This window comes from Streptomyces sp. NPDC020422 (assembly GCF_044386705.1).
Classification (GTDB): Bacteria; Actinomycetota; Actinomycetes; order Streptomycetales; family Streptomycetaceae; genus Streptomyces.
The window spans coordinates 642772-660270 of the sequence record NZ_JBIRVJ010000002.1 but is presented as its reverse complement, the minus strand read 5'-3'; the positions used below and the strand labels follow the sequence as shown (position 1 = coordinate 660270).

The window sequence follows — 17499 nt, the reverse complement described above, 5'->3', positions numbered from 1 at the left end:
GAATCGATACGATGACCGCATGGTTTCCCACGACGTGAGCGAAGAGACGCCGGGCACACCCCTGCTCGTAGCGCGCCTGCACGTCGACCTGTGCCGCCTCGCCAGCGCGATCTGTACGCCGCGCGCCGCGCTCTGAACGCCCGAGCCCGAGCGCACTCACCCGCAAGACCCCCCGCGCGGGGGCCAGAGCCGCGCGCCCAGCACGCCACCCGCCCCTTCCGACAGGAGCCCACCCCATGGCCATCGAGGTCCGCATCCCGACCATCCTCCGCACCTACACCGACGGCGCCAAGGCCGTCGAGGGCAGCGGTGAGACCCTCGCCGAGCTCTTCGCCGACCTGGAGTCCCGCCACGCCGGGATCGAGGCCCGCATCGTCGACGGCGACAAGCTCCGCCGCTTCGTCAACGTCTACCTGAACGACGAGGACGTCCGCTTCCTCGACGGCATCTCCACCAAGCTCACCGACGGCGACAGCGTCACGATCCTGCCCGCGGTCGCGGGTGGCATGGTCTGATCCACATGCGCTACGACTCCCCGCTGGCGGCGGTCGGCAACACGCCCCTCGTCCGGCTGCCGCGGCTCTCCCCCTCGGACGAGGTCCGCATCTGGGCCAAGCTGGAGGACCGCAACCCCACCGGCTCGGTCAAGGACCGCCCCGCGCTCCACATGATCGAGCAGGCCGAGAAGGACGGCCGGCTCACCCCCGGCTGCACCATCCTGGAGCCCACCAGCGGCAACACCGGCATCTCGCTCGCCATGGCGGCCAAGCTCAAGGGCTACCGCATCGTCTGCGTCATGCCGGAGAACACCAGCGAGGAGCGCCGCCAGCTGCTCGCCATGTGGGGCGCCGAGATCATCTCGTCCCCCGCGGCGGGCGGCTCCAACACGGCGGTCCGCGTGGCCAAGGAGCTCGCCGCCGAGAACCCGTCCTGGGTGATGCTCTACCAGTACGGCAACCCGGACAACGCGGGCGCCCACTACGCCACCACCGGCCCCGAGATCCTCGCCGACCTGCCGTCGATCACCCACTTCGTGGCGGGCCTGGGCACCACCGGCACCCTGATGGGCGTCGGCCGCTACCTGCGCGAGCACAAGCCCGACGTCCGGATCGTCGCCGCCGAGCCGCGGTACGACGACCTGGTCTACGGGCTGCGCAACCTCGACGAGGGCTTCGTCCCCGAGCTGTACGACGCCTCCGTCCTCACCACCCGCTTCTCCGTCGGCTCGGCCGACGCGGTCACCCGCACCCGCGACCTCCTCCAGCAGGAGGGCATCTTCGCGGGCGTCTCCACGGGCGCGGCGCTGCACGCGGCGATCGGCGTCGGCAACAAGGCGGTCAAGGCGGGCGAGAGCGCCGACATCGTCTTCATCGTGGCGGACGGCGGCTGGAAGTACCTGTCGACCGGTCTCTACACGGCGGCGACCACGGAAGAGGCGATCGCGGCGGTGCAGGACCAGCTCTGGGCCTGAGCCCGGCACCGTCCCCGCGGTTCAGCGCGCCAGATGGCGGACCTGGTCCCAGACCACCGGGTCCGCCGTTCCCACTCTGCGGCGGAAGTCCCCCACCGGCACCTCCCGCAGCTCGTCCGTCTCCAGGAAGCTCGGCCGGCCCTGCGCGTCGCCCACCGAGCCCGGCGGAAGCGCGATCACTCCGGGGCGCTCGTCGTGGTACTTGCTGGTGATCTTGACGACGCGCGCGTTGTCGCCGCGCAGCCCCAGGACCAGGCACGGCCGGTCCTTGGCCCCCGGACCGTCCTCGAAGGGGACCTCCGCCCACCAGATCTCACCCGCCCGCGGCACCCGCGCGGGGGCCGTGCCGCGCGGGGCCTTCCCGCGCGGGGCCGGCCTGGCGGGCCGAGCGGGCGGGCGGGTCCGCCCGGACGGCCGGCGGCCCGGCGCCGTCCGCCCCGACCCCGCCCGCCGCGACTTCGTCCCGGGCGACCCCCAAGCGAGCGCGACGACCAACGCGATCACCACGCCCGCGACCAGCGCGGGCCACCACGACGTGTCCATACCTCAAGACCGTACCGGCGGGCCGTCCGCCCCGCCCGAGCGCCCCGCCATCCATCCGAACCGGTGACAGAGCCCGTGAGTTCGCCCACAACGGGCCGCCACGGAGGAGCGACGGGCCGTACCGCGCCTTACGCTCGACAGACCGCACGACCTCCCCTCTCCGCGCGCTTTCCCGCACCCGTCCACGGAGGTTCACGCTCCATGAAGCTCACCGTCGTCGGCTGCTCCGGGTCGTTCCCGTCCGCGGAATCGGCCTGCTCGAGCTACCTCGTAGAGGCCGACGGCTTCCGGCTGCTCCTCGACATGGGCAACGGCGCCCTGGGCGAGCTGCAGCGCCACATCGGTCTGTACGACCTGGACGCGATCTTCCTCAGCCATCTGCACGCCGACCACTGCATCGACATGTGCGGCTATTTCGTCGCGCGCTACTACCGCCACGAGGGCGGCCGCTGCGAGGCCATCCCCGTGTACGCCCCCGAGGGCGCGGAGCAGCGGCTGGCCACGGCGTACGCGGACACGCCGTCGCCGAGCGCGATGAGCGAGGTCTTCGACTTCCGGACGCTGAAGTCGGGCGCCTTCGAGATCGGCCCGTTCTCCGTCCGCACGGAGAAGGTGTGCCACCCGGTGGAGGCCTACGGCATCCGGGTCGAGCACGGGGGCCGCGCGCTGACGTACTCCGGCGACACCGGGGTGTGCGACGCGCTGGACGAGCTGGCGCGCGGGGCGGACCTGTTCCTGTGCGAGGCGTCCTTCACGCACGGCAAGGAGGACATCCCGGCCCTCCACCTCAACGGCCGCGAGGCCGGCGCCCAGGCCACCCGCGCCGACGTGGGCCGCCTGGTCCTGACCCACATCCCGCCGTGGACGGACGGCGCCCGCAACCTGGCGGACGCCCGCGAGGTCTACGGGGGGCCGGCGGAGCTGGCGTACGCGGGTGCGGTGTACGAGATCTGAGCCGTACGCAGCCACGGGGAAGGCCCCGGAACCGTCGGGTTCCGGGGCCTTGTCTCGTCTACGGGCGAGGGCTCACGCCTTGGTGAGGTCCTCGAGCTCCTCCTCGGGCTCGCGGCCCGGGGTGGGGAGGTTGAACTTGGTGATCGCGAAGCGGAAGACCACGTAGTAGACGGCCGCGAAGACGAGACCGATCGGGATGATCAGCCACGGCTTGGTCGCCAGGTTCCAGTTCAGGCCGTAGTCGATGAGACCGGCGGAGAAGGTGAAGCCGGCGTGGACGCCCAGGGCCCAGGTGACGGCCATCGAGACGGCGGTCAGGACCGCGTGGATCGCGTACAGGACCGGCGCGATGAACATGAAGGTGAACTCGATCGGCTCGGTGATACCGGTGACGAAGGAGGTCAGCGCGAGCGACAGCATCATGCCGAGGACGGCCTTGCGGCGCTCGGGGCGGGCCGAGTGCGCGATGGCGAGCGCGGCGGCCGGGAGGCCGAACATCATGATCGGGAAGAAGCCCGACATGAAGATTCCGGCGCTCGGGTCACCGGCGAAGAAGCGGTTCAGGTCGCCGTGGACGACGTCGCCGGCGGCGTTGGTGAAGTCGCCGATCTGGAACCACGAGACGGTGTTCACGAACTGGTGCATGCCGACCGGGATCAGCGCGCGGTTGATCAGACCGAAGAGACCCGCGCCCCCGGCGCCGAGGCCGGTCATCCACTCGCCGAAGCTGGAGATGCCCTCGCCGATCGGCTCCCAGACCAGGCCGAAGACGACGCCGACGGCGGTGCCGACGAAGGCCATGATGATCGGGACCAGGCGGCGGCCGTTGAAGAAGCCGAGCCAGTCGACCAGCTTGGTGCGGTGGAACCGCTGCCACAGGACGGCGGAGATCAGACCCATCAGGATGCCGCCGAGGACACCCGGGTTGTTGTACGTCGCGGCGACGTCGACGCCCTTGTTGGCGGTCGTGTTGATCACGGCCTCGGTGACCGGGAAGGCCTTGAGGACGTTGCTGTAGACCAGGAAGCCGACGAGGGCGGCCAGGGCGGTCGAGCCGTCGGCCTTCTTGGCGAAGCCGATGGCGACGCCGATGCAGAACAGCAGCGGCAGGTTGTCGAAGACAGCGCCGCCGGCCGTGGCGAACACGGAGGCGACCTTGTCCCATCCGAGCCCGTCCTTGCCGAACACGTCGGGCTGGCCGAGACGGAGCAAGATACCCGCGGCCGGCAGCACGGCGATCGGCAGCTGCAGGCTGCGACCGACCTTCTGCAGGCCCTGGAACAGGCCGGATCCGCGCTTCTTCGCGGGAGCGGCGGCCTGGGCGGTGGCCGTACTCATCAACTTCCTCCAGTAGGCAAGGCGCCGCCAGAGGACAGTGAAAGGGGGTGACGGCGGCGTCTCGTGGAACGCGGTGGTCTGGACCGCGTGGTCTACACCAATTAATGGTGTAGACCAGTTGTAGCACGTGAGACTTAGATAAGGAACCTTCGAATTTTGTGGGCTCAGCCATAGCCGGACATGCGACGACAAAAGGCCCCCGGACCGGGGGGTCCGAGGGCCTTGCGGGAGGGGCGGAAGGGGGGCCGAAAGGGCCTACGCCTTGGTGGCGTCCCGGTCCATCTCCTCCTCCAGCTCCTCCGGTTCGCGCCCCGGAGTGGGCAGGTCGAACTTGATGATCGCGAAGCGGAAGATCACGTAGTAGACGACGGCGAAGGCCAGGCCGATCGGGATGATCAGCCACGGTTTCGTCGCCAGCCCCCAGTTGATCACGTAGTCGATCAGGCCGGCCGAGAAGCTGAAGCCGTCGTGAACGCCGAGCGCCCAGGTCACCGCCATCGAGACGCCGGTCAGCAGCGCGTGGATCGCGTACAGGACCGGCGCGATGAAGAGGAAGGAGTACTCGATCGGCTCGGTGATGCCGGTGACGAACGAGGTCAGGCCGACCGAGAGCATCATGCCGCCGACCACCTTGCGCCGGTGCGGCTTGGCGCAGTGGGTGATGGCGAGCGCGGCGGCCGGCAGGGCGAACATCATGATCGGGAAGAAGCCGGTGGTGAACTGGCCGGCGTCGGGGTCGCCCGCCAGGAACATGCTGATGTCGCCGTGCACCACCGTGCCGTCCGGCTTGGTGTACGAGCCGAACTGGAACCAGACCGGCACGTTGAGGAACTGGTGCAGGCCGATGACGAGCAGCGCGCGGTTGGCCACGCCGAAGATGCCCGAGCCCCAGGAACCGAGCCCGACCAGCCAGTCGCTGAAGCTCTCCAGGCCGTCGCCGATCGGCGGCCAGATCCACAGGCAGAGCGCGGCGAAGCCGATCGCGACGAAGGCCATGATGATCGGGACGAGTCGGCGGCCGTTGAAGAAGCCGAGCCAGTCGACCAGCTTCACCCGGTGGTACCGCTGCCAGAAGAAGGCCGCGAGCAGGCCCATGATGATGCCGCCGAAGACGCCCGGGTTCTGGTACGTGTACCCGGCGAAGGTGTCGTCCGGGCCGAGGCAGCCGCCGTTAATGTCCTTGGTGCCGCTCGGGCAGTCCTTCGGGAAGGCGTGCAGGACGCCGCGGTAGACGAGGAATCCGGCCACGGCGGCCAGGGCGGTGGAGCCGTCCGCCTTCTTCGCCATGCCGATCGCCACGCCGATGCAGAAGAGCAGGGGCAGGCCCAGGTCCGCGTCGAGCAGCGCGCCGCCGGCGCCCGCCATGACCTTGGCGACGTTGTCCCAGCCGAGGCCCTCGGAGCCGAAGACGTCCGGCTGGCCGAGCCGCCCGATGATGCCGGCCGCGGGGAGCACGGCGATGGGCAGCTGGAGGCTGCGGCCCATCTTCTGCAGCCCTTGGAAGAAGCCGCCCCAATGCGACTTCTTCGGTGCGGCTGCGGCGCTCGTACTGCTCATCGGTGTCCTCCCTGACCCGACGCGGTCCCGGAACGATCCGGGAGCGGCTCTCGTTCACACTGGTGTAGACCAGTTGCGATAGGCTCCCCGGGGCCGATCGAGGGCAGGCCGCCGGTGATCGTCATCATTCGGCAGAACGGCGGACTTCGCTCGCGAGACTGGTCCAACCGTGGGTTACCGTGACAAAGCGGACCTTCGGTGCGCCGAGACTCACGTTCTTTGAACGGAACGGACAGGGAGAAACACATGGCCAGCAAGGCTGAGAAGATCGTCGCCGGGCTCGGCGGGATCGAGAACATCGAAGAGGTCGAGGGCTGCATCACCCGCCTCCGCACCGAGGTCGTCGACCCGTCCAAGGTCGACGAGGCCGCTCTCAAGGCCGCCGGCGCCCACGGCGTCGTCAAGATGGGCACCGCCATCCAGGTCGTCATCGGCACCGACGCCGACCCGATCGCCGCGGACATCGAAGACATGATGTGAGCGGTCGCCGACGCCACGGCTGACGCGAACGACCGCATCGACGAGGGCCCGTTCCGGCAGGGGAACGGGCCCTTCGTCATGTCCGGCTAGGCTCGTCCCATGTCTCGTATCGACGGCCGTACCCCCGAACAGCTCCGCCCCGTCACCATCGAACGCGGATGGAGCAAGCACGCCGAGGGCTCCGTCCTCGTCTCCTTCGGCGACACCAAGGTCTTCTGCACCGCCTCCGTCACCGAGGGCGTCCCGCGCTGGCGCAAGGGCAGCGGCGAGGGCTGGGTCACCGGCGAGTACTCGATGCTGCCCCGCTCCACCAACACCCGCGGCGACCGCGAGTCCGTCCGCGGCAAGATCGGCGGCCGCACCCACGAGATCAGCCGTCTGATCGGGCGCTCGCTGCGCGCCGTCATCGACTACAAGGCGCTCGGCGAGAACACCATCGTCCTCGACTGCGACGTCCTCCAGGCCGACGGCGGCACCCGCACCGCCGCCATCACCGGCGCCTACGTCGCCCTCGCCGACGCCGTCACCTGGGCCCAGGGCAAGAAGCTGGTCAAGGCCGGCCGCAAGCCCCTCACCGGCACCGTCTCCGCCGTCTCCGTCGGCATCGTCGACGGCGTCCCCCTCCTCGACCTCTGCTACGAGGAGGACGTCCGCGCCGAGACCGACATGAACGTCGTCTGCACCGGCGACGGCCGCTTCGTCGAGGTCCAGGGCACCGCCGAGGCCGAGCCCTTCGACCGCAAGGAGCTCAACGCCCTCCTCGACCTCGCCTCCGGCGGCTGCGCCGAACTCGCCGAGATCCAGCGCAAGGCGCTCGAAGGAACTCTCTGAGGGTCCCCCGCGTCTGTGTGGATACGGGCGCACGGGTCGAACCGTGCGCCCCGTCCAGCCACACAGGTACGAGGGGGAGGACCCAACTCTTGAAGCGCCGCCGCTCCATAGCGCTCGCCGTCGCCACCGCCGCCGCACTCACCGGCCTGGTCGGCTGCGGGGCGCTCGACAAGGCCATGGACTGCGTCAAGACCGCCGACGCCATCGCCACCTCGGTCGACAAGCTCTCGCAGGCCGTCTCCAACGCCTCCAACGACCCGACGCAGATCGAGGAGGCCCTCAACAGCATCGACACCGAGCTGGGCAACCTCAAGAACACGACGGACAACGCGGACCTGTCCAAGGCGGTGGACGACCTCGCCAAGGGCGTCGACTCCGTCCGTACGGCGGTCAAGAACGGCGACACCACCCCCGACATCAAGCCGATCACGGACGCGGCGACCGAGGTCGGCAAGGTCTGCACCCCGGGCTAGTACCCGATCGGCCCCGTCGGGGCCGGGATAATCGGGGCATGACCCGTCTGATCCTCGCCACCCGCAACGCGGGCAAGATCACCGAACTCCACGCGATCCTCGCCGACGCCGGCCTCGAGCACGAGCTCGTCGGCGCGGACGCGTACCCCGAGATCCCCGACGTCAAGGAAACCGGCGTCACCTTCGCCGAGAACGCCCTGCTCAAGGCCCACGCCCTCGCAAAGGCCACCGGCCTGCCCGCCGTCGCCGACGACTCCGGGCTCTGCGTCGACGTGCTGAACGGCGCCCCCGGCATCTTCTCGGCCCGCTGGGCCGGCCGGCACGGCGACGACCGCGCCAACCTGGACCTGCTGCTGGCCCAGCTCGGCGACATCGACGACGCCCACCGCGGCGCCCACTTCGCCTGCGCCGCCGCCCTCGCGCTGCCCGACGGCACCGAGCGCGTCGTCGAGGGCCGCATGCCCGGCACCCTGCGGCACGCACCCGTCGGCACCAACGGCTTCGGCTACGACCCGATCCTCCAGCCCGAGGGGTACGAGGTGACCTGCGCCCAGCTGACGCCCGAGGAGAAGAACGCGATCAGCCACCGCGGCAAGGCCTTCCGGGCGCTCGTGCCGGTGGTGCGGGAAATGCTCGGGTAAGGGCGGGACCTACGGGTGAGTGCGGCCGGGGGGACTCGAACCCCCACGGGTTTTACCCCACTGGGACCTAAACCCAGCGTGACTGCCAATTCCACCACGGCCGCTCGCTGCCCGGCCATGCTACTGGCCGGGCATGCTCCGTCACAGGAGCGGGGTCAGATCCCCAGATCCTTGATGATCTTGGCGACATGGCCGGTCGCCTTCACGTTGTAGAGGGCGCGCTCGACCTTGCCCTCCTCGTCCACGACGACGGTGGAGCGGATCACGCCGGTCACCACCTTGCCGTACAGCTTCTTCTCGCCGAAGGCGCCGTACGCCTCCAGGACCTTCTTCTCCGGGTCGCCGACCAGCGTGACCTTCAGGTTCTCCTTGTCGCGGAACTTCGCCAGCTTCTCCGGCTTGTCCGGGGACACGCCGATGACGTCGTAGCCCGCACCGGCCAGCAGCTCCAGGTTGTCCGTGAAGTCGCAGGCCTGCTTGGTGCAACCGGGGGTCAGGGCGGCCGGGTAGAAGTAGACGATGACCTTGCGGCCCTTGTGGTCCGCGAGGGAGACCTCGTTGCCGTCCGCGTCGGGAAGGGTGAAGGCGGGGGCGGTGTCGCCGGGCTGCAGTCGCTCGCTCATGGCTCTCCTCGGGGATGTTCGCGTACGCGTTCAGAGCCTAATGGGGGTCGGGGACGACCCGGGGGCGCGGAAGCTGACAGACTGTCCATCGACGACCGGAACACGCCGGTACTCGCCGGTACACGACTACGGAGGCAGCGCGGTGTCGGACGCCAGGACCCCTGCGCAGATCGAGGCGGACATCGTCCGCCGGCGCGAGCAGCTCGCCGTCACTCTCGACGAGATCGGCATTCGGGTGCACCCGAAGACGATCATCGGCGACGCGAAGGCGAAGGTCGCCGCCACGGTCGACCACACGGCAGGCCGCGCCTTCGTCGCGGTCAACCGCGTCGTCTCGGACGTGAAGGCCCGCTTCACCCACGAGGACGGCGCCCCCCGCCTTGAGCGCGTGGTGCCCGTGGCCCTGGTGGCCGTGGCCGTCGTCGGCCTGATCGCCGCGTCCGCCCGCAAGGGCAGGGACTGAGTACGGCACCGCCCCCGGCGGCCCGTCCCGGGTACGGGCGACACGCCCGGGCAGGTAGGTTCGAGTCGTGAGCGACAACACCCACGACAACACCCACGACAAGCTGCCCATCCGGATGCTCCACGACCGCGTCCTGGTCCGGACCGACACCCCGGAGGGGGAGCGGCGCTCGGGCGGCGGCATCCTGATCCCGGCCACCGCCGCCGTCGGCCGCCGCCTCGCCTGGGCCGAGGTCGTCGCCGTCGGGCAGAACGTCCGCACGGTCGAGACCGGCGACCGGGTCCTGTACGACCCCGAGGACCGCGCCGAGGTCGAGGTGCGGGGTGTCGCGTACGTCCTGATGCGCGAGCGCGACCTGCACGCGGTCGCCGCCGACCGCTTCCAGGGACAGTCCGACACGACCGGGCTGTACCTCTAGCGGTCCGCAGCCAGCCAGCCAGCCAGCCAGCCCGCACGTATGTATGTACGCACGTAAGGCCTGGTGACCGGTGTCACCAGGCCTTTTGCCTGCCCTTTGCTAGGCTGGGGGCACCCGACGAGACGCGCCGTACCGGGTTTCACGACAAGACGACGCACCCCTGTTGATCCGTCTCGCGGAGGTGTTCGTCGTCATGGCCTGGGTTCTTCTCATCGTCGCCGGTCTGCTCGAGGTCGGCTGGTCGATCGGCATGAAGTACACCGACGGGTTCACCCGCCTCTGGCCCAGCGTCCTCACCGGCGCCGGGATCGTCGCCTCCATGCTCCTGCTCTCCCAGGCCGCCAAGACCCTGCCGATCGGCACGGCGTACGGCGTCTGGGTCGGCATCGGCGCGGCCGGTGCGGCGGTGCTCGGCATGGTGGTCCTCGGCGAGCCGGCGACCGCCGCCCGGATCTTCTTCGTCTGTCTGCTGCTCGTGGCCGTGGTGGGCCTCAAGGCGACCTCGGGTCACTGACCCGGGACGGGGAAGGGGGCCGGCGCCGGGACGGCCGTCAGCTCCTCACCCGGCGCCCCGCCCGGTGCCGCGCCCGGCGGGCTGCCTGCCGGGGCGCCCGGCTGGGGAGCGGCGGCGCCCGTCTGGGGAGCGGCCGGGTTCGACACCTCGGACGCCTCCCTGTCGGGCCCGCCGCCGGGCCCCCCGCCCGGCCCGCCGGCCGACTCCCTGCCCGGCTCCCTGCCGGGATCCCGCCGTGCTTCCCGTACGGGCTCCTCGACCGGCTCCGCGCGCCCTGACCCCTCCCGTCGCGCCTCCGGCCGCTGCCCCGGCTTCGAGGACCCCGGTCCGCGCGGGGGCCTGCGGTCGGCCGCCCCCGGCCCCTCGTAGCCCTGTGCCGCGTCCGGGAAGTCCGGCACCGGCGGCTCCAGCGGCAGCTCCTCCGCGCCCTCCATCAGCCGCAGGTCGAACTCCTTCGGCGGGACGCCCGCGAGCGCCTCGCGGGTGAACTGGCCCCAGATGGCGGCGGGCGCCCCGCCCCCGTTGATCCGGGGCAGGCCGAGCGCACCGTAGAGCGGCTCCTGCCGGCCCGACGCGGGGTCCTGGCCCATCATCGCCACCACGGTCGCGAGCTCCGGGGTGTAGCCGGCGAACCAGGCCGCCTTGTCGTCCTCGGCCGTGCCCGTCTTGCCCGCGGCCGGCCGCCCGGCCGCGAGGGCCGCCGTGCCCGTACCGCCCTGCACGACGCTCCGCAGCACCGACGTCGTGGTGTCGGCGGCCTCGCGGCCTAGCGCCTGCCGGCGCCCGGCGGGGCCCGCGGCGCCGGGCAGCTCCAGCTCCTCGCCGTCCCGGGCGATCCGCTCGACCAGGGTGTACGCGCCGCGGGTGCCGTGGTTGGCGAGCGTCGCGTACGCCTGCGCCAGGTCCAGGACGCTGGCCGTGGCCGGGCCGAGCGCGATGGAGGGGGAGGAGGTGAGGTCGGGGGTGTTCCGGGGCAGGCCGAGCGCGACCGCGGCCTCGCGGACCCGGCCGGGGCCGACGTCCACCGCCATCTGCGCGTACACCGCGTTCACCGAGTGGTCGGTCGCGGACCGGACGGTGATCTCGCCGTAGCTGCTGTCGTCCTCGTTGGCCGGGTCGTAGGACGCCCCGCTCCACCCCTGGACGGGCCGCCGGTTGTTGCCGTCGTAGAAGGTGTTCGGCGTGATCCGCTCGCCCTCCTGGGTCAGCGCGCCGTGCTGGAGCGCGGCGGCGAGGACGAAGGGCTTGAAGGTGGAGCCGACCTGGTAGTCGCGACGGGTGGCGTTGTTGACGAACTGCCGGGTGTAGTCGATGCCGCCGTAGAGGGCGACGACCCGGCCGCTCGCCGGGTCGATGGCCGCGCCCCCGACCCGTACGTACCGGTCGGCGGGGTTGTGCGCGGGATCGAGCTTCGCGTTCACGTGCTCGTCGACGGCCTGGACGAAGGCGTCCTGCTTGGCCCGCTCCAGAGTGGTGGTGATCCGGAAGCCGCCGGCGGCGAGGGTCTTCTCGTCGACGATCCCGTGCTCCGTCAGGTACTGCTCGACCGCCTGGACCAGATAGCCGCGCTGTCCGGAGAGACCGGCCGAGGGGCGTGCCTGCTGCGGCGTGGGGAAGACGGCGGCCGCGTGGGCGGCCGGGGAGAGCCAGCCCTCCTTGACCATTCCGTCCAGGACGTAGCGCCAGCGGGCGAGGGCGCGCGGCCGGTTCTCGGGGTGGGCGGCGACGTCGTACGCGTTGGGCGCGTTGAGCAGCGAGGCGAGGTACGCGCCCTCGGCGGTGTCGAGGTCCTTGGCGTCCTTGCCGTAGTAGGCGCGGGCGGCGGCCTGGATCCCGTATGCGTTGCGCCCGAAGTAACTGGTGTTCAGATACCCCTCCAGGATCTCCCCCTTGCTCTTCTCGCGGCCCAGCTTGATCGCGATGAAGAACTCCTTCGCCTTGCGGGTGAGGGTCTGCTCCTGGCCCAGGTAGTAGTTCTTGACGTACTGCTGGGTGATGGTCGATCCGGACTGGCGGCCCTTGCCGGTAAGGGTGTTCCAGGTGGCCCGGACCATGGCCCGGGGGTCGACCGCCGGCGAGGTGTGGAAGTCGCGGTCCTCGGCGGCGAGCACCGCGTGCTGCACGCCGAGCGGGATCCGCGCCAGGCTCACGTTCTCCCGGTCGACCTCGCCGTCGCGGGCGAGCTGGCTGCCGTCGCGGTAGAGGAACAGGTTGGACTGGGCGACCGCGGTGGCGTTGGCGGGCGGGATGTCCACGAGGAGATAGCCGGCGACGAAGCCGCCGAGCAGCAGCAGACCGCCGAGGACGACGAGCCCGAGCAGCCGCCGCAGAAGACGGCGGGGGCGGCGCGCGCGGGACGGCGGCGGGACGGGGACGGTGGGGTCCCGGGGCTCCCAGGACGCCTCCCGGGACGCCTCCCGGGACGCCTCCCGGGACGCCTCCCGGGACGCCTCCCGGGACGACTTTGAGGACGACTCCCGGGACGACTTTGAAGACGCCTCCCGGGACGACTTTGAAGACGCCTCCCGGGACGCTTCCCAAGACGCCTCCCAAGACGCCTCCCGGGGCGCCTTGGAGGCTGCGTCGGACGATCTGCCGGACGGTTCGTCAGGCCGCCACCCGGCTGACGATCTGTCGGATGAAGGGGACATAACACCACATCCTGCCCGCATGGGGTGGAAAACCGTTCGCGGCGGCACGGGAAGTCCCCCTAAGGTCGGGTCCTTTGTGCGGGGTGCCGCCGACCGGAAGGAGCAGGAGGCATGCTGCGGCTCTATGCGACGGTCGCCGCGGGTGGTTTCCGACGCCACGCCACCTATCGGGTGGCCACGGCGGCGGGGGTGTTCACCAACACCGTCTTCGGCTTCATCCTGTCGTACACCTTCATCGCCCTGTGGGACGCCCGTCCCGCCCTCGGCGGATACGACATGGGCGACGCCCTCGCCTATGTGTGGATCGGCCAGGCGCTCATCACCGTCTGCGGGCTGATGGGCGGCGGGTTCGAGGAGGAGCTGATCGAGCGGATCAGGACCGGCGACATCGCGGTCGACCTCTACCGTCCCGCCGACCTCCAGACCTGGTGGTTCGCCGCCAATCTGGGCCGCGCGGCCTACCAGCTGCTCGGCCGCGGGATCGCCCCGATGGTCTTCGGCGCCCTCGCCTTCGACGTGACCCTGCCGGACCGGCCCTGGACCTGGCTCGCCTTCCTCGGCTCGGTGGCGCTCGGCGCGACCGTCAGCTTCGCCATCTGGTACCTGGTGGCGATGAGCGCCTTCTGGCTGCTCGACGGCCAGGGCGTGGTCCAGGTGGCCTGGCTCGGCGGCCTGTTCTTCTCGGGGATGCTGCTCCCGCTCAACGTCTTCCCCGGCGCCCTCGGCGACCTGGCGCGCGTCCTCCCCTGGGCCTCGATGCTCCAGGTGCCGGCGGACGTGTACCTGGAGCGGTACGAGGGGTGGGGGCTCCTGGGGGCGTACGCGTTCCAGGGCTGCTGGGCGGCGGTACTGCTCGGGGCGGGCCGGGCGGCACAGGCGGCGGCGACGCGGAAGGTGGTGGTGCAGGGTGGCTGACCGCTTGGGACCGCCGGGGCGGGCGGGGTCGTCGGGGCGGGCGGGGCAGGCGGGGTCGTCGGGGCCGTCGGGGTCGTCCGGGCCGTCGGGGTCGTCCGGGCCGCCGGGGTCGCTGGAGGCGTCGGACCGGGGGACGGGCGAATCGGCCGTATGGCCCGCGGACCGGGGGATCGGGGACCCGGCCCCGTGGTCATCGGACCGGGGGATCGGTGATTCGATCCGCACCTACCGCCTGGTCGCGGCGATGTGGATCCGCTCCACCCTCACCTACCGCTCCTCCTTCGCCCTCACCCTCCTCTCCTCCCTCCTCGTCACCTTCTTCGACTTCGTCGTCATCCTCCTGATGTTCGGTCAGGTCCGGGGCCTCGGAGGCTTCTCCTTCGCGGAGGTCGCCTTCCTCTACGGGACGGCCGGGACCTCCTTCGGCCTCGCCGACCTGGTGATGGGCTCGCTGCCCCGGATGGGCAAGCGGGTGCGCGACGGCTCCCTCGACACCTTCCTGCTGCGCCCCGCCCCGGTCCTCGCGCAGGTCGCGGCCGACCGCTTCGCGCTGCGGCGCCTCGGGCGGATCGCCCAGGGCCTCCTCGTCCTGATCTGGGGCCTGGTGCTGCTCGACGGCGTGGAGTGGACGCCGCTGAAGGTGCTCCTGGTGCCGGTGATGCTGCTGAGCGGCGCGCTGATCTTCGCGGCCGTGATGGTGCTGGGCGCCGCCGCCCTGTTCTGGCTGCAGGACGCGGCGGAGGTCACGAGCTCGTTCACGTACGGCGGCAACACGATGCTCCAGTACCCGCCGACGATCTTCGCCCAGGACCTGGTGCGGGGCGTCGTCTACGTCGTACCGCTCGCCTTCGTCAACTGGCTGCCCGCCCTCTACGTCCTGGGGAGGCAGATGCCGGCCGGCGTGCCGGGCTGGACGGCGTTCCTGTCCCCCCTGGTCGCGGTGGTGTGCTGCGCGGTGGCGGGGGCCGCATGGCGGGCGGGCCTGCGCAGCTACGTATCGACAGGAAGCTGAGCTATCCACATGGACCCTTCCACGGAGCCCTTCATCGCACTCGACAACCTGGAGAAGGTCTTCACGGTCCGCCGCAGAACGGGCCTCGTCCGCCGCGAGAAACGGGAGGTCCGGGCGGTCGACGGCATCTCCTTCACGGTCGGCAGAGGGGAGATGGTCGGCTACATCGGACCGAACGGCGCCGGGAAGTCCACCACCATCAAGATGCTGACCGGCATCCTCACCCCGAGCGGCGGCCGGCTGCGGGTGGCCGGCATCGACCCCTCGCGCGAGCGCACCCGGCTGGCCCGCCGCATCGGCGTGGTCTTCGGCCAGCGCACCACGCTCTGGTGGGACCTGCCGCTGCGCGACTCGTACACGCTCGTCCACCGCATGTACCGCATCCCCGACGCGCGCTACGCGGAGAACCTGGCCCGCTGCGTCGAGCTCCTCGACCTCGGCGACCTGCTCGACGTACCGGTCCGCCAGCTCTCGCTCGGCCAGCGGATGCGCGGGGACATCGCGGCGGCGCTGCTGCACGACCCGGACGTGCTGTACCTCGACGAGCCGACGATCGGCCTGGACGTGGTGTCGAAGGCCAAGGTCCGCGGCTTCCTGCGCGAACTGAACGCGACCCGGGGCACCACGGTCCTGCTGACCACCCACGACCTCACGGACATCGAACAGCTCTGCTCGCGGGTGATGGTCATCGACCACGGGCGCCTGATGTACGACGGGGAGCTCGCCGGACTGCACGCGGCCGGCGACGGCGAGCGCCTGCTGGTGGTGGACCTGGCACGGGAATCGCCGCCCATCCAGGTGCCGGGCGCCCGCTTCGTACGAGCGGAAGGCCCCCGCCAATGGCTGGCGATCCCGGCCTCCTCCTCGGCGGCCCCGGTGGTGGCGGCGGTGGCGGCGGGGTACCCGCTGGTGGACCTCTCGGTGCGGGAACCGGACATCGAGGCGGTGATCGCGAAGATGTACGGGGGAACTCCGGATGCGTCCCGGGAGTCACTGAGATAGGTGAGAAGGGGAGGTGAGGTGATGGTGAGCTTCACGTACACGGCGGCGGACGCGGAGAAGAGCAGGGGCGTCCGGCGGATGAAACTGCTGGCGACGGGCCTGCTGGCCTGCGTGGCGGTGATCTTCGCGCTGGCCACCTGGGCGAAGAACGCGGGAGCCGGTGCGTGGGCGGGCTATGTGGCCGCCGCGGCCGAGGCGGGCATGGTGGGCGCGCTGGCGGACTGGTTCGCGGTGACGGCCCTGTTCCGCCGCCCGCTGGGCCTCCCCATCCCCCACACGGCGATCATCCCCACCAAGAAGGACCAGCTGGGCGCGTCCCTGGGCACCTTCGTGGGCGAGAACTTCCTCTCCGCCGACGTCGTACGGGGCAGACTGCGCGGCTTCGGCATCGCCCGCCGCTCCGGCCTGTGGCTGGCGGACCCGGCGCACGCGGACCGGGTGACGTCGGAACTGGCGGCGGCCCTGCGCGGCGCGCTGACGGTCCTGCGCGACGCGGACGTGCAGGCGATCGTGGGCGAGGCGATCACCCGCCGGGCCGAGTCGGTCGAAGTGGCCCCGGGCCTGGGCAAGACCCTGGAGCGCATGGTGGCGGACGGCTCCCACCGCAAGGCGGTGGACCTGATCTGCACCAGGGCCCACGACTGGCTGGTGACCCACGGCGACTCGGTGATGGACGCGGTCCAGGGCGGGGCGCCGGGCTGGACCCCGCGCTTCGTGGACCGGCGCATCGGCGAACGCGTCTACAAGGAGCTGCTCCGCTTCGTGACGGAGATGCGCGACATGCCGTCCCACCCGGCGCGCGGCGCGATCGACCGCTTCCTCACGGACTTCGCCGCCGACCTCCAGGGCGACACGGACACCCGCGCCCGCGTGGAACGCCTCAAGTCGGACCTGCTGGCCCGCCCCGAGGTCCAGGACGTCATCGCCTCCGCCTGGTCGTCGGTCCGCGCCCTGATCCTGGCCGCCGCCGAGGACGACCAGAGCCAGCTCCGCCGCCGCGCCCGCACCTCCCTGATCTCCCTGGGCCAGCGCCTGTCCTCGGACGAGCGCCTCCAGACGAAGGTCGAGGGCTGGGCGGAGGACGCGGCGGCCTACGTGGTCACCACCTACCGCGCCGAGATCACGTCCCTGATCACGGACACGGTGGCCGGCTGGGACGCCACCCAGACCTCGCGGAAGATCGAGGCGAACATCGGCCGCGACCTCCAGTTCATCCGCATCAACGGCACGGTGGTGGGCGCCCTGGCGGGCCTGCTGATCTACACGATCAGCCACGCGGCGGGCGGCTGAGGCTACTTGCCCCGGGTGACGGCCCAGGAGGCGGCGGCCATGCCCCCGGCCACGGAGAACACGGCGGGCCACGCCCCGATCTTCTTGGCGAGCGGGTGCGACCCGGCAAAAGCGGCCACATACGCGGCCGTCAGCCCCCCGGCCACCTTCGCCCCACCCACCTGCCGCCACTCCCGCGCGGCCACCCCACCGGCGGCGGCAAGCACCACCCCACCGAGAGGCCGCTTCTTGGTCCACCGAGCAACGGCATAGCCCCCGACGAGCCCGGCGGCGGCTATGGCGGGGGAGGGGATGCGGGGCATGGCGGGCGCCTTTCGGTCGGC

The 17499-nt window shown here is 71.3% G+C and carries 21 protein-coding genes, 1 tRNA gene and 1 riboswitch; of the genes, 15 read left to right on the top strand and 7 right to left on the bottom strand.

Features of this window, described 5'->3' with window-relative positions; genetic code table 11:
• The first annotated feature begins 19 nt into the window (after positions 1-19).
• From ACH414_RS07025 to ACH414_RS07015, 3 genes are all read left to right on the top strand, one after another.
• Positions 20-136 carry a putative leader peptide gene (locus ACH414_RS07025; protein ID WP_338058663.1) on the top strand — a complete coding sequence of 39 codons (117 nt, stop codon included), beginning with the start codon at positions 20-22 and terminating at the stop codon, positions 134-136.
• Positions 137-236: 100 nt separating this feature from the next.
• Complete coding sequence (locus ACH414_RS07020) at positions 237-515, top strand: MoaD/ThiS family protein (RefSeq protein WP_382535853.1); 279 nt, start codon at positions 237-239, stop codon at positions 513-515.
• Positions 516-520: 5 nt separating this feature from the next.
• Complete coding sequence (locus ACH414_RS07015) at positions 521-1471, top strand: PLP-dependent cysteine synthase family protein (RefSeq protein WP_382535850.1); 951 nt, start codon at positions 521-523, stop codon at positions 1469-1471.
• 21 nt (positions 1472-1492) lie between these two features.
• On the opposite strand, the gene ACH414_RS07010 is transcribed toward ACH414_RS07015, so the two are convergent.
• Entirely contained in the window at positions 1493-2014 is a 522-nt protein-coding gene (locus ACH414_RS07010) for a type II toxin-antitoxin system PemK/MazF family toxin (protein ID WP_382535848.1), read from the bottom strand.
• 201 nt (positions 2015-2215) lie between these two features.
• Between ACH414_RS07010 and ACH414_RS07005 the strand changes: the two genes are divergently transcribed.
• Positions 2216-2968 carry an MBL fold metallo-hydrolase gene (locus ACH414_RS07005; protein WP_382535845.1) on the top strand — a complete coding sequence of 251 codons (753 nt, stop codon included), beginning with the start codon at positions 2216-2218 and terminating at the stop codon, positions 2966-2968.
• A 72-nt stretch (positions 2969-3040) separates the two neighbouring features.
• Here the strand turns inward: ACH414_RS07005 and ACH414_RS07000 are convergent, their stop codons facing one another.
• Complete coding sequence (locus ACH414_RS07000) at positions 3041-4306, bottom strand: PTS transporter subunit EIIC (RefSeq protein WP_382535843.1); 1266 nt, start codon at positions 4304-4306, stop codon at positions 3041-3043.
• A 255-nt stretch (positions 4307-4561) separates the two neighbouring features.
• Entirely contained in the window at positions 4562-5863 is a 1302-nt protein-coding gene (locus ACH414_RS06995) for a PTS transporter subunit EIIC (RefSeq protein ID WP_382535840.1), read from the bottom strand.
• 246 nt (positions 5864-6109) lie between these two features.
• On the opposite strand from ACH414_RS06995, the gene ACH414_RS06990 reads away from it, so the two are divergent.
• From ACH414_RS06990 to rdgB, 4 genes are all read left to right on the top strand, one after another.
• Positions 6110-6343 carry a glucose PTS transporter subunit EIIB gene (locus ACH414_RS06990; RefSeq protein ID WP_018105617.1) on the top strand — a complete coding sequence of 78 codons (234 nt, stop codon included), beginning with the start codon at positions 6110-6112 and terminating at the stop codon, positions 6341-6343.
• Between the two features lie 99 nt (positions 6344-6442).
• Positions 6443-7174 (top strand): ribonuclease PH, encoded by a 732-nt coding sequence (rph, locus tag ACH414_RS06985; protein WP_382535836.1) that lies wholly within the window; start codon positions 6443-6445, stop codon positions 7172-7174.
• Positions 7175-7263: 89 nt separating this feature from the next.
• On the top strand, positions 7264-7647 hold the full coding sequence (locus ACH414_RS06980; RefSeq protein WP_382535834.1) for a hypothetical protein: 384 nt from the start codon (positions 7264-7266) through the stop codon (positions 7645-7647).
• A gap of 38 nt (positions 7648-7685) precedes the next feature.
• On the top strand, positions 7686-8288 hold the full coding sequence (gene rdgB / locus ACH414_RS06975) for an RdgB/HAM1 family non-canonical purine NTP pyrophosphatase (RefSeq protein WP_398941032.1): 603 nt from the start codon (positions 7686-7688) through the stop codon (positions 8286-8288).
• Positions 8289-8308: 20 nt separating this feature from the next.
• On the opposite strand, the gene ACH414_RS06970 is transcribed toward rdgB, so the two are convergent.
• Both ACH414_RS06970 and bcp read right to left on the bottom strand, forming a co-directional pair.
• Positions 8309-8392: transfer RNA gene (locus ACH414_RS06970), tRNA-Leu, on the bottom strand.
• A 51-nt stretch (positions 8393-8443) separates the two neighbouring features.
• Positions 8444-8911 (bottom strand): thioredoxin-dependent thiol peroxidase, encoded by a 468-nt coding sequence (gene bcp / locus ACH414_RS06965; protein WP_046911986.1) that lies wholly within the window; start codon positions 8909-8911, stop codon positions 8444-8446.
• Between the two features lie 142 nt (positions 8912-9053).
• Between bcp and ACH414_RS06960 the strand changes: the two genes are divergently transcribed.
• From ACH414_RS06960 to ACH414_RS06950, 3 genes are all read left to right on the top strand, one after another.
• The gene (locus ACH414_RS06960; protein ID WP_046911985.1) at positions 9054-9374 is read left to right on the top strand and encodes a DUF3618 domain-containing protein; all 321 of its coding nucleotides are present in this window, start codon (positions 9054-9056) and stop codon (positions 9372-9374) included.
• A gap of 67 nt (positions 9375-9441) precedes the next feature.
• Positions 9442-9792 (top strand): GroES family chaperonin, encoded by a 351-nt coding sequence (locus ACH414_RS06955; protein WP_382535827.1) that lies wholly within the window; start codon positions 9442-9444, stop codon positions 9790-9792.
• A gap of 87 nt (positions 9793-9879) precedes the next feature.
• Positions 9880-9951, top strand: a riboswitch (guanidine-III (ykkC-III) riboswitch).
• Between the two features lie 34 nt (positions 9952-9985).
• Positions 9986-10306: a DMT family transporter gene (locus ACH414_RS06950; RefSeq protein WP_382535824.1), complete on the top strand. Its 321-nt coding sequence runs from the start codon at positions 9986-9988 to the stop codon at positions 10304-10306.
• On the opposite strand, the gene ACH414_RS06945 is transcribed toward ACH414_RS06950, so the two are convergent.
• Positions 10300-12957, bottom strand: coding sequence for a transglycosylase domain-containing protein (locus tag ACH414_RS06945; protein ID WP_398941031.1), 2658 nt, complete (start codon positions 12955-12957; stop codon positions 10300-10302). The genes ACH414_RS06950 and ACH414_RS06945 overlap by 7 nt on opposite strands.
• Positions 12958-13071: 114 nt before the next feature.
• On the opposite strand from ACH414_RS06945, the gene ACH414_RS06940 reads away from it, so the two are divergent.
• The 4 genes from ACH414_RS06940 to ACH414_RS06925 all read left to right on the top strand — a co-directional run bounded on the left by ACH414_RS06940 (position 13072) and on the right by ACH414_RS06925 (position 17176).
• Complete coding sequence (locus tag ACH414_RS06940) at positions 13072-13872, top strand: ABC transporter permease (RefSeq protein ID WP_398941136.1); 801 nt, start codon at positions 13072-13074, stop codon at positions 13870-13872.
• A 244-nt stretch (positions 13873-14116) separates the two neighbouring features.
• Positions 14117-14884 (top strand): ABC transporter permease, encoded by a 768-nt coding sequence (locus ACH414_RS06935; protein ID WP_382535818.1) that lies wholly within the window; start codon positions 14117-14119, stop codon positions 14882-14884.
• Between the two features lie 9 nt (positions 14885-14893).
• On the top strand, positions 14894-15886 hold the full coding sequence (locus tag ACH414_RS06930; RefSeq protein WP_382535815.1) for an ATP-binding cassette domain-containing protein: 993 nt from the start codon (positions 14894-14896) through the stop codon (positions 15884-15886).
• Between the two features lie 21 nt (positions 15887-15907).
• A complete protein-coding gene (locus ACH414_RS06925; protein WP_382535812.1) occupies positions 15908-17176 on the top strand; it encodes a DUF445 domain-containing protein in 1269 nt (422 codons plus the stop codon).
• A 2-nt stretch (positions 17177-17178) separates the two neighbouring features.
• Here the strand turns inward: ACH414_RS06925 and ACH414_RS06920 are convergent, their stop codons facing one another.
• The gene (locus ACH414_RS06920; protein ID WP_382536191.1) at positions 17179-17478 is read right to left on the bottom strand and encodes a hypothetical protein; all 300 of its coding nucleotides are present in this window, start codon (positions 17476-17478) and stop codon (positions 17179-17181) included.
• Between the last annotated feature and the right edge of the window lie 21 nt (positions 17479-17499).

Bases quoted from the DNA above. Each gene is read 5' to 3' on its own strand.
- ACH414_RS06950 (WP_382535824.1), top strand. From the start codon at position 9,986: ATGGCCTGGGTTCTTCTCATCGTCGCCGGTCTGCTCGAGGTCGGCTGG.
- ACH414_RS07015 (WP_382535850.1), top strand. From the start codon at position 521: ATGCGCTACGACTCCCCGCTGGCGGCGGTCGGCAACACGCCCCTCGTC.
- ACH414_RS06925 (WP_382535812.1), top strand. From the start codon at position 15,908: ATGGTGAGCTTCACGTACACGGCGGCGGACGCGGAGAAGAGCAGGGGC.
- ACH414_RS07005 (WP_382535845.1), top strand. From the start codon at position 2,216: ATGAAGCTCACCGTCGTCGGCTGCTCCGGGTCGTTCCCGTCCGCGGAA.
- ACH414_RS06920 (WP_382536191.1), bottom strand. From the start codon at position 17,478: ATGCCCCGCATCCCCTCCCCCGCCATAGCCGCCGCCGGGCTCGTCGGG.
- ACH414_RS07010 (WP_382535848.1), bottom strand. From the start codon at position 2,014: ATGGACACGTCGTGGTGGCCCGCGCTGGTCGCGGGCGTGGTGATCGCG.
- ACH414_RS06990 (WP_018105617.1), top strand. From the start codon at position 6,110: ATGGCCAGCAAGGCTGAGAAGATCGTCGCCGGGCTCGGCGGGATCGAG.
- ACH414_RS06930 (WP_382535815.1), top strand. From the start codon at position 14,894: ATGGACCCTTCCACGGAGCCCTTCATCGCACTCGACAACCTGGAGAAG.
- ACH414_RS07020 (WP_382535853.1), top strand. From the start codon at position 237: ATGGCCATCGAGGTCCGCATCCCGACCATCCTCCGCACCTACACCGAC.
- rdgB (WP_398941032.1), top strand. From the start codon at position 7,686: ATGACCCGTCTGATCCTCGCCACCCGCAACGCGGGCAAGATCACCGAA.
- ACH414_RS07025 (WP_338058663.1), top strand. From the start codon at position 20: ATGGTTTCCCACGACGTGAGCGAAGAGACGCCGGGCACACCCCTGCTC.
- ACH414_RS06995 (WP_382535840.1), bottom strand. From the start codon at position 5,863: ATGAGCAGTACGAGCGCCGCAGCCGCACCGAAGAAGTCGCATTGGGGC.
- ACH414_RS06935 (WP_382535818.1), top strand. From the start codon at position 14,117: ATGTGGATCCGCTCCACCCTCACCTACCGCTCCTCCTTCGCCCTCACC.
- ACH414_RS07000 (WP_382535843.1), bottom strand. From the start codon at position 4,306: ATGAGTACGGCCACCGCCCAGGCCGCCGCTCCCGCGAAGAAGCGCGGA.
- bcp (WP_046911986.1), bottom strand. From the start codon at position 8,911: ATGAGCGAGCGACTGCAGCCCGGCGACACCGCCCCCGCCTTCACCCTT.
- rph (WP_382535836.1), top strand. From the start codon at position 6,443: ATGTCTCGTATCGACGGCCGTACCCCCGAACAGCTCCGCCCCGTCACC.
- ACH414_RS06945 (WP_398941031.1), bottom strand. From the start codon at position 12,957: ATGTCCCCTTCATCCGACAGATCGTCAGCCGGGTGGCGGCCTGACGAA.